This is a genomic window from Streptomyces corynorhini (genome assembly GCF_003346515.1).
GTDB classification, from domain to species: domain Bacteria; phylum Actinomycetota; class Actinomycetes; order Streptomycetales; family Streptomycetaceae; genus Streptomyces; species Streptomyces corynorhini.
The window spans coordinates 47,676-61,258 of record NZ_QQNA01000031.1 but is presented as its reverse complement, the minus strand read 5'-3'; the positions used below and the strand labels follow the sequence as shown (position 1 = coordinate 61,258).

16 protein-coding genes are annotated in these 13,583 nt (G+C 72.6%); 10 read left to right on the top strand and 6 right to left on the bottom strand.

Features of this window, described 5'->3' with window-relative positions; genetic code table 11:
• Positions 1–142: 142 nt before the first annotated feature.
• Complete coding sequence (locus tag DVH02_RS05635; RefSeq protein WP_114622564.1) at positions 143–1,090, bottom strand: M48 family metalloprotease; 948 nt, start codon at positions 1,088–1,090, stop codon at positions 143–145.
• Positions 1,087–1,476: a BlaI/MecI/CopY family transcriptional regulator gene (locus tag DVH02_RS05630; protein ID WP_114622563.1), complete on the bottom strand. Its 390-nt coding sequence runs from the start codon at positions 1,474–1,476 to the stop codon at positions 1,087–1,089. Before DVH02_RS05630 ends, DVH02_RS05635 begins: the two co-directional genes overlap by 4 nt.
• Before the next feature lie 116 nt (positions 1,477–1,592).
• On the opposite strand from DVH02_RS05630, the gene DVH02_RS05625 reads away from it, so the two are divergent.
• The 3 genes from DVH02_RS05625 to DVH02_RS05615 all read left to right on the top strand — a co-directional run bounded on the left by DVH02_RS05625 (position 1,593) and on the right by DVH02_RS05615 (position 3,352).
• Positions 1,593–2,255 (top strand): DedA family protein, encoded by a 663-nt coding sequence (locus tag DVH02_RS05625; protein ID WP_114622562.1) that lies wholly within the window; start codon positions 1,593–1,595, stop codon positions 2,253–2,255.
• A complete protein-coding gene (locus tag DVH02_RS05620; RefSeq protein ID WP_114622561.1) occupies positions 2,252–2,896 on the top strand; it encodes a phosphatase PAP2 family protein in 645 nt (214 codons plus the stop codon). Before DVH02_RS05625 ends, DVH02_RS05620 begins: the two co-directional genes overlap by 4 nt.
• A gap of 84 nt (positions 2,897–2,980) precedes the next feature.
• Complete coding sequence (locus tag DVH02_RS05615; RefSeq protein ID WP_114622560.1) at positions 2,981–3,352, top strand: VOC family protein; 372 nt, start codon at positions 2,981–2,983, stop codon at positions 3,350–3,352.
• A 143-nt stretch (positions 3,353–3,495) separates the two neighbouring features.
• On the opposite strand, the gene DVH02_RS05610 is transcribed toward DVH02_RS05615, so the two are convergent.
• Positions 3,496–3,984 (bottom strand): GNAT family N-acetyltransferase, encoded by a 489-nt coding sequence (locus DVH02_RS05610; protein WP_114622559.1) that lies wholly within the window; start codon positions 3,982–3,984, stop codon positions 3,496–3,498.
• A gap of 214 nt (positions 3,985–4,198) precedes the next feature.
• On the opposite strand from DVH02_RS05610, the gene DVH02_RS05605 reads away from it, so the two are divergent.
• The 4 genes from DVH02_RS05605 to DVH02_RS05590 all read left to right on the top strand — a co-directional run bounded on the left by DVH02_RS05605 (position 4,199) and on the right by DVH02_RS05590 (position 8,359).
• Positions 4,199–4,555 (top strand): PRC-barrel domain-containing protein, encoded by a 357-nt coding sequence (locus tag DVH02_RS05605; protein WP_114622558.1) that lies wholly within the window; start codon positions 4,199–4,201, stop codon positions 4,553–4,555.
• 258 nt (positions 4,556–4,813) lie between these two features.
• The gene (locus DVH02_RS05600) at positions 4,814–5,953 is read left to right on the top strand and encodes an inorganic phosphate transporter (protein ID WP_233518047.1); all 1,140 of its coding nucleotides are present in this window, start codon (positions 4,814–4,816) and stop codon (positions 5,951–5,953) included.
• 475 nt (positions 5,954–6,428) lie between these two features.
• The gene (locus DVH02_RS05595; protein ID WP_114622556.1) at positions 6,429–7,313 is read left to right on the top strand and encodes a YhjD/YihY/BrkB family envelope integrity protein; all 885 of its coding nucleotides are present in this window, start codon (positions 6,429–6,431) and stop codon (positions 7,311–7,313) included.
• Between the two features lie 125 nt (positions 7,314–7,438).
• Entirely contained in the window at positions 7,439–8,359 is a 921-nt protein-coding gene (locus DVH02_RS05590; protein WP_114622555.1) for a DMT family transporter, read from the top strand.
• Positions 8,360–8,441: 82 nt separating this feature from the next.
• Here DVH02_RS05590 and DVH02_RS05585 read toward each other — a convergent pair whose 3' ends face one another.
• The 3 genes from DVH02_RS05585 to DVH02_RS05575 all read right to left on the bottom strand — a co-directional run bounded on the left by DVH02_RS05585 (position 8,442) and on the right by DVH02_RS05575 (position 10,170).
• Positions 8,442–8,897, bottom strand: coding sequence for a tellurite resistance TerB family protein (locus DVH02_RS05585; protein WP_114622554.1), 456 nt, complete (start codon positions 8,895–8,897; stop codon positions 8,442–8,444).
• Between the two features lie 81 nt (positions 8,898–8,978).
• Positions 8,979–9,566 carry a TerD family protein gene (locus DVH02_RS05580; protein WP_114622553.1) on the bottom strand — a complete coding sequence of 196 codons (588 nt, stop codon included), beginning with the start codon at positions 9,564–9,566 and terminating at the stop codon, positions 8,979–8,981.
• Positions 9,567–9,594: 28 nt separating this feature from the next.
• Entirely contained in the window at positions 9,595–10,170 is a 576-nt protein-coding gene (locus DVH02_RS05575) for a TerD family protein (RefSeq protein WP_114622552.1), read from the bottom strand.
• 187 nt (positions 10,171–10,357) lie between these two features.
• On the opposite strand from DVH02_RS05575, the gene DVH02_RS05570 reads away from it, so the two are divergent.
• From DVH02_RS05570 to DVH02_RS05560, 3 genes are all read left to right on the top strand, one after another.
• On the top strand, positions 10,358–10,819 hold the full coding sequence (locus tag DVH02_RS05570; protein ID WP_233518046.1) for a BlaI/MecI/CopY family transcriptional regulator: 462 nt from the start codon (positions 10,358–10,360) through the stop codon (positions 10,817–10,819).
• A 3-nt stretch (positions 10,820–10,822) separates the two neighbouring features.
• Positions 10,823–11,755 carry a M56 family metallopeptidase gene (locus DVH02_RS05565; protein WP_114622550.1) on the top strand — a complete coding sequence of 311 codons (933 nt, stop codon included), beginning with the start codon at positions 10,823–10,825 and terminating at the stop codon, positions 11,753–11,755.
• Positions 11,756–11,890: 135 nt separating this feature from the next.
• Positions 11,891–13,303 carry an LCP family protein gene (locus tag DVH02_RS05560; protein ID WP_456113486.1) on the top strand — a complete coding sequence of 471 codons (1,413 nt, stop codon included), beginning with the start codon at positions 11,891–11,893 and terminating at the stop codon, positions 13,301–13,303.
• The last annotated feature ends 280 nt before the right edge of the window (positions 13,304–13,583 follow it).

Here is a 13,583-nt window from a genome sequence, read left to right as displayed (position 1 = left end):
TCGGTCGGCTTCTTGAAGGTCAGCCTCCGGAGTTCGCGCGATTCCACCGTGAAGGTGAGTTGGGACTCCGGCGGTTCTGACGAAGTCCACCGACCCGGCATGCTCTGCACTTCCGTGGACGACACAGAACGACAGCGGGAGGTCAGCGGGCGGCGTCCGCCGTCGTTTCCCCCTGGGCGACCTCGATATGGGCGTGCAGATCGTCCGCCGCGCCGATCGCGGTGGCGCCGGAGACCACCAGCGAGGCCAGCAGCACGCCCGCGACGAGTCGGCCCGCGCGGGGCAGGGTGGGCCGGGCCGCCGCGGCGGGGTCCAGCAGCGCGGCGACCCGGCGCGGCACGGGCCCCGCCGTCGCCGCGAGGACCGCGCCCGGCCTGGTGGGCAGGGGCGCCTTGGTGGCGAGCGCGGCCCTGCCGATGGCGCGGGCCGCGAGCCGCCGGTCGCCGACGGCCGTGGCCGCGGCCTCGTCGGCGGCGCGCTCCAGCGCGTAGGCGAGGGGGTCGCGCAGCGCGCGCAGCGCGGGGTGGCAGCGGGCGGCCAGCTCCGCCAGGACGAGCAGGAGGTGGTGGCGGCCACGCAGATGGGCGCGCTCGTGCGCGAAGAGCGCCTCGCGTTCGGCGGGCTCCAGGGCGCGCAGCATCCCGGTGGTGACGACGATGCGGCCGGGGCGGCCGGGCAGCGCGTACGCGTCGGGCAGCGCGTCCCGCAGGACGGCCAGTTCGTCGCGGGTACCGGCGACGGCGGCCCTGGCCCGGCGCAGCGCGGCGCGCTCGCGCACCACGGCGACGGCCACCAGCGCCGTACGCCACAGCAGCAGGCCGCCCGCGCCCAGCGCGAGCGCCACGGCGACCAGGGGCGGTCCCGCCGTCAGCGGTTCGGCCAGATCGCCGAGGACGGCGACGACGGGCAGGTAGGACGCGCCCGGGACGACGAGCAGCGCCAGCGCGGCCGAACTGCTGGCGGCCAGCGTGAGCGCGACGGCGGTCAGCAGCCGGGCCGCGTGGCGCGGCGCGAGGGCGGCGGCGACCCGGCGGGCGGCGGGCACCGCGAGGAAGGGCATCAGCAGCGGCACCCAGACGAGGAGCGTCACCGGTCCTCCCCGCCGTCCAGCTCCCCGGCGTCCAGCAGGGAGCGCAGCAGGGCCTCGTCCTCGTTGGTGAGCTGGGAGACGAACCGGGCCAGCACCGCGCCCCGGTCCTCGTCCTTCGCCAGCTCCGAGTGCATCCGGCGGGCGGTGAGCCCGGGGGCGTCCTCGGTCGGCGCGTAGGCGTAGCCCCGGCCCGCCCGCACCCGGCCGACGCTGCCCTTCTCGTAGAGCCGCGAAAGGATCGTGGTGACCGTGGTGCGGGCGAGCGACACGCCGAGCGCCCGCTGCACCCGGGCCGGTGTGAGCGGCTCGCCCGCCGTCCACAGGGCCGCCAGTACACCGGCCTCCAGCTCCCCCGCCGGCCGCCGTTCCGCGCTCCGGTCGCCCATGGGAACGCCCCTCCCGTTTCCTTCGTCTACAGTGAAGTAGACCGTCTACAGAATTGTAGTCAATCGGATCGTCATGCAGGTTTCCCCTGCCCACCATTATGGGAGCAGCCCCACTTATGGCCGTATCCGTGCTCGCGGCGATGCCGCAGGCCGTGAACCCCCTCGACGCGGGCTCGCTGCTCGCCGCCTTCGGTGCCCTCGGCATCGCCGTCGTCCTCTTCGCCGAGACCGGCCTGCTGATCGGCTTCTTCCTCCCCGGCGACTCGCTGCTGTTCACCGCCGGACTGCTCTGCGTCCCCGGCGTCGGGGGCTCGGTCCACCTCGCGCTGCCCCAGGTGCTGCTCGCCTCGGTGGCCGGCGCGCTGCTGGGGGCGCAGACCGGTTTCTGGATCGGGCGGCGCGGCGGCCGGGCGCTGCTGGCGCGCGGCAGGGCCCGCAAACTGCGCGAGGGCGCCGCGCGCGCCGAGGAACTGCTCGAACGGTACGGGCACGCCAAGGCCATCGTGCTCGCGCGCTTCGTCCCCGTCGTGCGCACCGTGCTCAACCCGCTGGCCGGGGCACTGCACGTACCGGCGCGCGTCTTCGCCCTGTGGCAGGTCGTCGGCGGCGCCCTGTGGACCGTCGGGCTGGTGCTCGCGGGCTACGCGCTCGGCTCGTCCGTACCGAACGTCGACCGGTACCTGCTGCCGCTCGTCGCGCTCGTGGTGACCGTATCGCTGCTCCCCCTCGCGCTCGAACTGCTGCGTGCGCGCCGCGCCGCCCGGGGCGGCACCCGATGACGGCGACCGGCGCCCCGGCGCTCCTCGGCGACGACCACTGGTTCGACGACGGCCTGTACAGCGCGGTCACGGAGCTGGCGCACCGCTCCCCCGGTCCGCTGGACACCATGGTCTCCCTCTGGTCGGCCTACGGGCTCGCGCTGTTCGGCGCGCTGCTGCTGGCCGGGTGGTGGCGCGCCCGGCCGCCCGCCTCGGCGACGCGGGACGCCGGGGGCCCGGCGCGCGCGATGCTGGCGCTGACGGCGCCCGCGGTGGTGCTCGTCGCCTTCGCCGTCAGCAGCGTGGCCAAGTCGCTCCTGCGCGAGCGGCGCCCGTGCCAGACGCTGCACGTGGTGACCGTGGAGGCGTGTCCCGCGCTCGGCGACTGGTCGCTGCCGAGCAATCACGCCGTCATCGCGGCGGCGGCCGCGACGGTGCTGCTCTGCACCGACCGCCGCCTCGCGGCCCTCGCCGTCCCCGCCGCGCTGCTGATGGCGGCGTCGCGGGTGTGGGTGGGGGTGCACTATCCGCACGACGTGGCTCTGGGGCTGGTGGTGGGGGTCCTGGTGTCCTGGCCGCTGATGGTCGCCGCCCGGCGCGCCGCGCCGCTGGCGGGACGGCTGCGGGAGACCCGGCTGCGCCCCCTGGTCGCCAGACGGTGAACACGCGCGCCGCCGGGCGGTCCGATGAGTCCGGGACCCGGCGGCCGTCTACCCCTGTGGAACCACACGAGAGAAGGAGCTGCCATGTTCGGCGAGAGCAAGGCGTTCAGCGGATTCGCCGTGGACGACATCGAGAAGGCCCGGCGGTTCTACACCGGGACGCTCGGGCTGGAGGTGTCCGAGGAGCACGGACTGCTGCGGCTGCGGCTGGGCAGCGGCGCCGTCGTGCTCGTCTACCCCAAGCCCCATCACACCCCGGCGTCGTTCACCGTCCTCAACTTCCCGGTGGACGACATCGACGCGGCGGTCGAGGAGCTGGGCGGCAAGGGGGTGCGTTTCGAGCGCTACCCCGGAATGGAGGCGGACGAGAAGGGGATCTTCCGGGGCGGTGGCCCCTACATCGCCTGGTTCACCGACCCGGCGGGCAATGTGCTGTCCGTGCTCCAGGACCGCTGACCGGGACTCCGGCAGGGCGGGCCGGGACTCCGGGCAGGCGGCCGGTGCCCGGCAGGGCGAGCCGGGACTCCGGGCAGGCGGCCGGGCGGTGAGCGCCGCGGAAGGGGCAACCCGCGGACCCGCGGACCGCGGACGCGCGGACTTCAGAGCCTGAGGTGCAGGATGCGCAGCCCCACATAGCCCTCCGTCGGGTGGCGGAAGCCCTCCGGCAGGGTGCCGATCACCTCGAAGCCGAGCGACTCGTACAGCTTCAGCGCGTGGGTGTTGGTCTCCACGACGGCGTTGAACTGCATCGCGCGGAAACCGGCCACGCGGGCCCACTCGATCGAGTACGCGCACAGGGCCCGGCCCACGCCGCGCCCCGCGTACGCCGGGTCGACCATGTAGCTCGCGCCCGCGATGTGCGAGCCGTTGCCCATGTGATTGGCGTTCATCTTGCCCGTACCCATGACCGCCCCGGCGTCGTCGACCGCGACGACGGTGCGGTGGGGCGCGTTCTGCATCCACAGGTCACGGCCCAGCGTCTCGGTCACGTCGACCGGATAGGTGAAGGTCTCACCGTCGGCGACGATCCGCTGGAAGAAGGGCCAGATGGCGGGCCAGTCCTCGGCGGTGGCTTCTCTGATCAACATGGGCACAGGATGCCCTCGCACACTCCCCCGCCACCAGTGTTTTTCGCCCCTGGCGTGACACCACGACAGACCGTGCCGCGTCGCGGCCCGGTTTCACGGAGGTGCGCGCCCGGCCGGGTACTCTCCGGGAAATCGGGTAGCCGAGGACCGGCGGCATCGCCGCCCACCCGGTCGTACCACCCGGCGGATTTCAGCAGACAAAAGGCGGAAGCTCATGTTCGAGGCCGAAGACATCCGGGAGTGGCGGGGCCATGATGTGGTCGACTCCGAGAAGAAGAAGATCGGCTCGCTGGAGGCGGTGTACGTCGACACGGCGACCGACACTCCGTCGTTCGCGACCGTCACCATCGGTCTGCCCACCCAACGGCGGCTGATCTTCGTCCCGCTGGCCGACGCCACGGTGGGTCCCGGATATCTGAAGGTCGTCTGGGACAAGAAGCTCGCCAAGGAGGCCCCGTCGATCGACCTCGACGGCGAGTTGCTCGCGACGGACGAGCCTGCGGTCTTCGCGCACTACGGACTGCCCTACGCGACGGGCGCCAACGGCGAACGGCGCCTCGGCCGCCGCTGACCCGGAGCAGGTCCTAGAGGCCGAACGGACTGAACGAGCCGAACGCACCGAACGGGCCGAACGCACCGAACGGGCGGGCTCCGGACAGGACCGGCAGCCCGCACACCGTGCGCCGCACACGTTCCGCCGTTCACCGAGAACGCCCCGCGAACCGCGCGCCAACTGCCCTTTTCGTCCCATATCCCGACTTACCATGACGTCCACGGTGCAATCAGGTGGAATCCGGCCCGGCGCTGGATGTCGGCGCGGGAGGTCCGTTTGGGCTCGGTCACTGTCTTCCTCGTGCTCGTGGTCATCACGGCACTGGCTTTCGACTTCACCAACGGATTCCACGACACGGCCAACGCGATGGCGACGTCCATCGCCACGGGCGCGCTGTCACCACGGCTCGCCGTAGCGATCGCCGGTGCGCTGAACCTGGCCGGGGCCTTCCTCTCCGTGCGGGTGGCGGAGACCATTTCCGGCGGCATCGTCGACGACAGCAGGATCACTCTGTCGATGATCTTCGCGGGTCTCATCGGCGCGATCCTGTGGAATGTGGCCACATGGTTCCTGGGGCTGCCGTCGAGTTCCACGCACGCGCTTCTGGGCGGCCTGATCGGGGCGGTCTGGGCGGGCGCCGGGGGCTCCGCCCTCCGGGTCGGCGAGATCATGGGGAAGGTCGTGGTACCCGCGGTCGTCTCCCCCGTCATCGCCTGCGTGGTGGCGCTGTCGGCCGTCCGGGTCGCCTACGCCCTCGCCCGGGGAGCGAGCAGGACCGGCCTCGGGCGGGGGTTCCGCGTGGGGCAGATCGGGTCGGCGTCCCTGGTGGCGCTGGCCCACGGCACCAACGACGCGCAGAAGACCATGGGGGTCATCACTCTGGCGCTCATCTCCGCCGGAATCCTCGGCCACGGGGCCGGGCCGCCCTGGTGGGTGGTCCTCTGCGCGGGCGCCGCGATCTCCCTGGGCACCTACGCCGGCGGCTGGCGGATCATCCGGACCGTGGGCCGCGGGCTGACCGATATCGAAGCCCCTCAGGGCTTCGCCGCCGAGGCCGGTTCCGCGTCGGTGATCCTCGTCTCGTCGCACCTGGGCTTTCCCCTGTCCACCACGCAGGTGTGCACCGGCAGCATCCTCGGCGGGGGGCTCGGACGCGGGCGGGCACGGGTGCGGTGGAACGTCGCAGGACGCATCGCCCTGTCGTGGACCCTGACCCTGCCTGCGGCGGCGGTGCTGGGCGGGATCGCGGCGTGGACCATCGAATGCGGGGACTGGGGAGTGGCCCTGGTGGTGATCGTCACGCTGACGACCACCACGTGCCTCCGGGCGCTGTCGCGCCGCCGTCCCGTCACCCCGGACAACGTCAACGAGCCGTCTCCCCGGATCGACGGCCACGGCGAGGAGAAGATCGCGTGATCAGGAGGAGGGAGCGGTGAGCCGCTCCGTACCTCCCCCGAACGGCGGGAAGGTCGTCCGGGTCGCGAGGCGCCAACGGCTGTCCTCCACGCGGAAAGTGACCTGGTCATGGCCGACATAGGCCGACATAGGCCGGCTACCGGGTCGGCACCGTGCCGACCCGGTAGCCGTGCACCCGGTACGTCGCGAAGTACGTGGTGGCCGAGGCGGTCGTCGGGGGATCCACGGTGCCCAGGATGTTCGTGCACATCCGACGCGACAGTCAGAGAGGTACGACGCCGCGTGGGACGCCGCGTTCCGAGGGGGGCGGTTTCGCCGGTGCCCCGTCCCGTACGACCGCCGACGACAGGAGCCTGTCCGTACGGAACTGACAGGGCCCGCCCGACCCGGTCGACGGACCGCGGCGCCCGCGGCGGCACGCCCATCCGGGGGCCCGTCCCGGGACGCGGGGTCCCCGTGGGGTAGTAGACGAGACATGACCCGAAAGCGTTTCGGTACGCCGGGGAGCGGGCGCCGGTCGCGGAGCCTGTTCCACGAGGCCGTGGTCGCGCCCGCCGTACTCACCTGGAACCGCGGGCGCGACATGGAGCTGATGCACCGGGCCATGAGCTTCGCCGCGCTCGGCTTTCTGACGCTGGTGCCCCTGCTGATCCTGGTCGCGGCGGCGGACCCGGCGAGCGGCCACGGCTTCGCCCGCTGGCTGGGGCAGGGGCTGGGGGTCTCGGCGGCGTCGCAGGGCGAGATCCAGCAGCTGTTCGGCAGACCGGGGCAGGCGCTGCAGCGCACCACGGCGCTCGGGCTCGCCGCGCTCGCCGCGTTCGGTCTGACGTTCGGGGGCGCGGTGCAGACGGGGTACGAGCGGGTCTGGGAGCTGCCGACGGCCCGCTGGCACACCATGTGGCGCCATGTGCTGTGGCTCGCGGTCCTCGTCGTCTTCCTGCTCGTCTTCGTGAACACGCCAGTCACCTCCGACTCGGCGTTCACGCTGGTGCTCGCCACGATCGGCGACCTGGTCGGCACGTTCCTCTTCTTCTGGTGGTCCCAGCACGTCCTGCTCGCGGGCCGGGTCCGCTGGCGGGCCCTGCTGCCGGGCGCCGTGGCGATCGCGCTGGGCCTGCTCGGGCTGCGGTTCTTCTCCCGGGTCGTCTTCTCCCCGCTGATCGCCTCGAACGCCGTCACGTACGGGCCGTTCGGGACGGTGCTGGTGCTCCAGTCCTGGCTCGTCGGGGTGGGCTTCGTCGTGTACGGCGGCGCGCTCGTCGGGCGCCTCTACCACGATCACCGCACCCGGCTGCGGCTCGGGCGGCGGCCCCCGGAGGAGGCGGGGCCCGGTCCGGCCGGTGGCGCCGGGGGCCGCTGAGCGACGGCCCTTGAGGCACGTGGCTTCCCGCGCGGGACGTACGCGGGTACGGTGATCGCTTCCGCGCGAGCCGCCGCCGTCTCCGCAGCCCCGTGGCCCCTCGCACCCGATGGAGACCGTCCCCGATGTCGTCGCTCGCCGCCTCCTCCGTGTCCCTGCCCGTGCCGCGCCGGGCCTGGTCGACCGATCTGCCGGTCCTGCTGGTCGCGGTGGTCTGGGGCGCCAGCTATCTGACCGCGAAGGGCATCACCACGGGGCATACGGTGCTCGCCGTGCTGGTGCTGCGCTTCGCGGTGGTGCTGCCGGTACTGGTGGTGGCCGGGTGGCGTGGGCTGCGGACGCTGAGCGCGGCGCAGTGGCGCGGTGCCGGGGCGCTCGGGCTGGTGCTGAGCGGGATCTTCCTGCTGGAGACGTACGGCGTCGTGCACACGTCGGCGACCAACGCCGGGCTGATCATCAGCCTGACCATGATCTTCACGCCACTCGCGGAGGCCGCCGTCACCCGGACCAGGCCGCCCGCCTCGTTCGTCGCGGCGGCCGGTCTGTCGGTCGCGGGGGTGGTCCTGCTGACACAGAGCGGCGGGTTCACCGCGCCCTCGACGGGTGATCTGCTGATGCTGCTGGCCGCGCTGGCCCGTACCGCGCATGTGCTGGTGATGTCGCGGAGCCGGGCGGTGCGGGGCGCGGACTCGCTGTCGCTGACCACCGTTCAGCTCGGCGGCGCCGTCGCGGTGTTCGCCGTACTGGCCGCGCTGCCCGGCGGCGGCCCGGCGCCGTGGACGGTGGCCGCCGGGTTCGGGGTGCGGGAGTGGGCGGCGCTGCTCTTCCTGACGGTCTTCTGCACGCTGGTCGCGTTCGCCGTCCAGATGTGGGCGGTCCGCCGCACCTCGCCGTCCCGGGTCAGCCTGCTGCTCGGTACGGAACCGCTGTGGGCGGCGGCGGTCGGGATCGCCATCGGCGGCGAGCGGCTGGGCGCGGCCGGGCTGCTCGGCGGCGCCCTCGTCCTGGCGGGCACGTCGTGGGGCCGGCGCGCCGCCGACCGCTGAAAAGGCCGGAGCCGTACAGGTGGGCGCGGACTCGCTCGTCCAGGCACACCGGCACGTCCCCGGCCCGGTGGTCGGCGTCGGATCAGAGGTCGAACTCGGTCGGCGGAATGCCGACCGCGAAGCACGCCTCGCGCACCACCGCGCGCTCGCTCGCGTCGAAGTCGCCGTCCGCGCCTCCGATGACGATGCCGATCTGGATGACCGCGCGCGCCTCGGTGGGCTTCTTCGCGACCTTGCCGATGGTCTGGAGCACGGCGACCTTGCCGAAGTCGAAGTCGGCCGTCAGCTTCTGGCAGTAGTCGTTGAAGCGCGTCTGGAGATCTTCCGCGGGGAAGTTCTGGAGCACATCGTTGGTCATGATCAGTGCGGCGACACGCTGCCGCTCCGACGCGTCGATGGACCCGTCGGCGGCGGCGACCAGTGCGCACATGGCCATGCTCGCGTCCCGGAACGCGCCGCTCTTGAGGTCGTTCTTCTTCGCGTTCAGCTGCGTCTGCATCGACGAGGCCGAATCCTTGATGCGGTCCCACAGGGCCACGTGAAGTCTCCTGAATCTGGTGGGTCACCGGCCGCGACGGGCCGGTGGGTCGGTAACGACCTGTGCGCGACAGGGAGTGGATCAGAGGTGCGGGGTCACCGAGGGCATCAGATCCTGGAACGTACGGCCCTCGGCGGGCACGCCGATGGCCGTCATCTGCCAGCCGCCGCCGTCGCCGCGGAAGACCTTGGCCATGATCTGGGCGGTGTAGGCGCCGCCGCCGGTCAGGGTGTGCCGGGCCAGTTCCTCGCCGGTGGTCTCGTCGACCAGCCGGCAGAAGGCGTTCTCGATGTCCTCGAAGGTCTGGCCGGTGAACGAGTTCACCGTGAAGACGATCTGGTCGACGCGGGCGGGCACCCGGGTGAGGTCCACCACGATCGACTCGTCGTCGGCGCCCTCACCGGCGCCGCCGACCCGGTTGTCCCCGGTGTGCTGGACGGAACCGTCGTCGCTGTTCAGATGCTGGAAGAAGACGACGTCCACGGCCTCTTTGCCCGCGAAGAGCAGCGCCGAGGCGTCGAGGTCGATCTCCGCCGGTGCGGTGAGCCGGGCGAAGAACCCCTTGCGCACGGCCTGCTTCCAGCCCAGTCCCATCCGGACGACGGTGAGTTCACCCCCGCCGGTCTTGGTCAGGCTGATCCGCTGGCCCTTGGCAAGATTGACGCTCATCGTTCGCTCCTGGAGATGGTGACGGATCTCAGACGTTCACACCGTAGTCGGACGCGATCCCGGCGAGTCCGGACGCGTAACCCTGGCCGATGGCGCGGAACTTCCACTCCGCCCCGTTGCGGTACAGCTCGCCGAAGACCATCGCGGTCTCGGTGGAGGCGTCCTCGCTGAGGTCGTAACGGGCCAGCTCGGCGCCGCCCGACTGGTTGACCACCCGGATATAGGCGTTGCGGACCTGGCCGAAGCTCTGGCCGCGCGACTCCGCGTCGTGGATCGACACCGGGAAGACGATCTTGGAGATCTCGGCGGGGACGGCGGACAGGTCGACCTTGACGGTCTCGTCGTCGCCGTCGCCCTCGCCGGTCAGGTTGTCGCCGGTGTGCTCGACCGAACCGTCCGGGCTGCGGAGGTTGTTGTAGAAGACGAAGTGCTGGTCCGAGGCGACCTTGCCGGAGCCGTCGCACAGCAGGGCGCTGGCATCCAGGTCGTGGTCGGCCCCGGTGGTGGTCCGCACGTCCCAGCCGAGAGCCACCAGCACGGCGGTCAGGCCGGGGGCCTCCTTGCTCAGCGAGACGTTGCCGCCCTTGGCGAGGCTCACACCCATGTTGTTTCCTTCCGTCCGTCCCAGAACCGGGCACGCCGGACGCCCCGACGCGCCTCGTGCCGTGATGACACGATCTCAAATCTACAACACTGTAGAAATTGGCCGTCGTGAAGGTGCGCGGGAAAGGCTGGTTACGATGCCCCGGCGCCAGGGCGGCTGGGGCGGCAGCGTGGGAGGAGGCCACTTCGTGGTCGGGAACAGAGACGACAGGGACCGGACGTCCCCTGCCCGCAGACGCGGCCAGGGGCAGCTGGAGGCCCAGGTGCTGGCGGTTCTGGGGTCGGCGACCACACCCGTGGCCGCGACCTGGGTGCAGGAGCGGCTGGACGGGGAACTGGCGTACACCACCGTCATCACCATCCTCACGCGTCTCCTCGGCAAGCAGGCCGTGACCCGCAGCCGCTCGGGCCGCTCCTTCCTGTGGACGCCGGTCGCCGACGAGGCCGGGCTGACCGCGCTGCGGATGCGTCGGCTGCTCGACGAGCGGGACGACCGGGACGCGGTGCTCTCCAGCTTCGTGTCGGCGCTCTCCCCCCACGACGAGCAGGTGCTGCGCTCCCTGCTCCGGGAGGCCGACGCGGGCGCGGGCTCCGGCCGGCACGCGGGCGCGCGCGCCGGGTGTACGGCGGCGAACGAAGCGGAGGGTTGACCCATGGGCGTCTTCGTCTTCCTGCCGCTGGTCCTGCCGCTCACCGCGCTGCCCATCGCCCGGCTCGCCGAGCAGCATCTCCATCCGCGCAGCGCCGCGCTGCTGCTGACCTCCGTCACCGTCGTGCTGGCGGCGTGCAGCACGTTCTGCCTCGGTCTGCTCATGGTCGTCGGCACCGCCCAGCTGCCGGGCAATCCGCTGCCGGACAGCTGGTCCGACCCGGAGGTGCGGGGCGCGGTGCCGTACGACGAGGTGGCCGGGAAGACCGCCATCGTGGCGCTGACCGTCGTGGTCGTGGCGTGCGCGCTCACCGTACGGCGGCACATCCGCTTCCGCTCCCGCGCCCACGGCGCGCTGGCCGGGCTGCCGCCCGACGAGCCGGCGGTCCTGGACGACGAGCTGCCGTACGCGTACGCGCTGCCCGGCTCCCCTGGCCGCGTCGTGGTCTCGACCGGCATGCTGTCCTGCCTGAACGAGGGGGAACGCGAGGCGCTGCTCGCCCACGAGCGGGCCCATCTGACGGGCCGCCATCACCGGCTGCTGCTCGCGGTCCGGCTGGCCGGATGCGCGAATCCGTTTCTGCGCCCGCTGCGGGCGGCGGTGACGTTCTCCACCGAGCGCTGGGCCGACGAGGCGGCGGCGCAGGCCACCGGCGACCGGCGGACCACGGCGCGCGCGGTGGGCAAGGCCGCCCTGTTCTCCGGCCCCGGCGCGCCTCCGGGGCTGGCCTCGTTCGCCGCGGCGGGGCCGGTGCCGCGCCGGGTGGCCGCGCTGCTGGGGCCGGTGCCGCCGCGCAGGAGCTGGCCGCCCGCGCTGACCCGGGCCGGGATCGCCGCGTACTTCGCCGCCGCCGGCACGGCGGCGTCCACGGTGTCCGCGCTGAACGCGGCCTCCGCGCTGTTCCTGGTGCTCGAAGCGGCGGCGGCGCCGCTGTGACCACCCGGGGGAGGGAACCGCGCCGCACATCGCCTTCTACAGGGCTGTAGAGCCAGTAGAGTGCACGCGTCGCACACGGCGATGACCGGCATGTCCGACGCGCGGACCGGCCGGAACGGGGCACGGAGGATCAGCGTGGGCGGGCAATCCAAGGGGCGGGACCGCGGTGCCGGTACGGGGCACGGCGCGCGGCGGGCGGCGCCCCGTACCGGCAGGACCAGGCTGACCCGGCGCGGGCGAATAGCGGCCTGGTCGGGCGGCGCGCTGGCGGTGCTGCTCCTCGGCGCGACCGGCGCCGGCGGCTGGGTGTACCAGAGCCTGGACGGAAACATCCACGCGGCGGACATCGACGACAGGGTCGGCGGCGGCCGTCCCGTCAATCTGAGTCCGGGGTCCAAGAACATCCTCGTCGTCGGCTCCGACTCGCGCGACGGCGACAACGGCGCGTACGGCAAGGGTCTGACCACCATGCAGTCGGACACCCTGATGGTCATGCACCTGGCAGCCGACCGGAAGTGGGCCACGGTGGTCTCGCTCCCCCGCGACTCGTGGGTCACCATCCCGTCCTGCGACCGGGGCGACGGCAGCAGGTCGGATCCGCACCACTTCAAGATCAACGAGGCATTCGCGATCGGCGGCACCGGCGGGGAGGTGGCGGACGCCGCCGCGTGCACCATCCGGACGGTGGAGCGCAACACCGGGCTGCGCGTCGACCACTTCATGTCCGTCGACTTCCAGGGCTTCAAGGGCATGGTCAACGCGCTGGACGGCATCGAGGTCTGCCCCCGGACCCCGATCCACGACCAGAAGGCCCGGCTCGACCTGGCGGCGGGCTGCCAGACCGTCAGGGACGAGAAGGCGCTCGGCTACGTGCGTACCCGCTACAGCATTGGGGACGGCTCGGACCTGGGGCGCATCGGCCGCCAGCAGGAGTTCATGGAGGCGCTGGCCGCCAAGGCGCAGCAGAAGCTGACCAGCCCCCACGCGCTCTACGGCTTCCTCGACTCGGCGACCAAGTCGCTCACCACGGACAAGGAGCTGGCCGGGATCAAGCCGCTGACCGGTCTCGCCAACGAGATCAAGGACATCCCGGGCGACCGGCTGACGTTCCTGACGGTCCCGAACTACGCGCGCCAGGCCGACGTGCCGACGGACCGGGCCAACGTCGTGTGGCAGTACCCGCAGGCCGCGGCGTTGTTCGCGTCGCTCGGCAAGGACCGGGAGGTCGACAAGGAGGAGCTGGAGGCGGACGCCGGGGACCCGGTCTACGCGCACACCGTACGGGTGCGCGTGCTGAACGGGACCGGGGTGCCGGGGCGGGCGGCGGCGGTCGCGCGGGAGCTGCGGTCGGCCGGTTTCACGGTGACGGAGATCGGCAACGCGCCCGGGAGCGCGGAGCGGACCACGGTCGGCTATCCGCGGGACCAGGCGGAACCGGCGCGGGTGCTGGCCACCCGGGTGCCGGACAGCACGGCGCGGCAGGACGGGACCGCCGCGCCCGGTGTGGTCACCCTGACCGTGGGCAGGGACTTCGACGGGGTGCGCTGAGCCGGTCGGGGTGCGCTGAGCCCGTCGGGGTGCGCTGAGCCCGTCGGGGTGCGCTGAGCCCGTCGGGGCCCGGTGTGCGCCGGGCCCCGACACGGTGCGCCGGGGGGACACCCGCCACCACGTTGCACTGTTTTGCTATTCCTTTACTATTGATCCACGGGGTGCCCGCCCCGTCCAGAACGTCTGATCCGAGAAGGAGCTGCGGTCCCGCAATGGGTGAGCCTCCCAGTACGAGCCGTGCCATTCCCGTCCCGTCGAGTCCAGGGCCGGAGGTGGCACG

Bases quoted from the DNA above. Each gene is read 5' to 3' on its own strand.
- DVH02_RS05590 (WP_114622555.1), top strand. From the start codon at position 7,439: ATGTCGTCGCTCGCCGCCTCCTCCGTGTCCCTGCCCGTGCCGCGCCGG.
- DVH02_RS05620 (WP_114622561.1), top strand. From the start codon at position 2,252: ATGACGGCGACCGGCGCCCCGGCGCTCCTCGGCGACGACCACTGGTTC.
- DVH02_RS05615 (WP_114622560.1), top strand. From the start codon at position 2,981: ATGTTCGGCGAGAGCAAGGCGTTCAGCGGATTCGCCGTGGACGACATC.
- DVH02_RS05625 (WP_114622562.1), top strand. From the start codon at position 1,593: ATGGCCGTATCCGTGCTCGCGGCGATGCCGCAGGCCGTGAACCCCCTC.
- DVH02_RS05565 (WP_114622550.1), top strand. From the start codon at position 10,823: ATGGGCGTCTTCGTCTTCCTGCCGCTGGTCCTGCCGCTCACCGCGCTG.
- DVH02_RS05595 (WP_114622556.1), top strand. From the start codon at position 6,429: ATGACCCGAAAGCGTTTCGGTACGCCGGGGAGCGGGCGCCGGTCGCGG.
- DVH02_RS05630 (WP_114622563.1), bottom strand. From the start codon at position 1,476: ATGGGCGACCGGAGCGCGGAACGGCGGCCGGCGGGGGAGCTGGAGGCC.
- DVH02_RS05580 (WP_114622553.1), bottom strand. From the start codon at position 9,566: ATGAGCGTCAATCTTGCCAAGGGCCAGCGGATCAGCCTGACCAAGACC.
- DVH02_RS05610 (WP_114622559.1), bottom strand. From the start codon at position 3,984: ATGTTGATCAGAGAAGCCACCGCCGAGGACTGGCCCGCCATCTGGCCC.
- DVH02_RS05575 (WP_114622552.1), bottom strand. From the start codon at position 10,170: ATGGGTGTGAGCCTCGCCAAGGGCGGCAACGTCTCGCTGAGCAAGGAG.
- DVH02_RS05605 (WP_114622558.1), top strand. From the start codon at position 4,199: ATGTTCGAGGCCGAAGACATCCGGGAGTGGCGGGGCCATGATGTGGTC.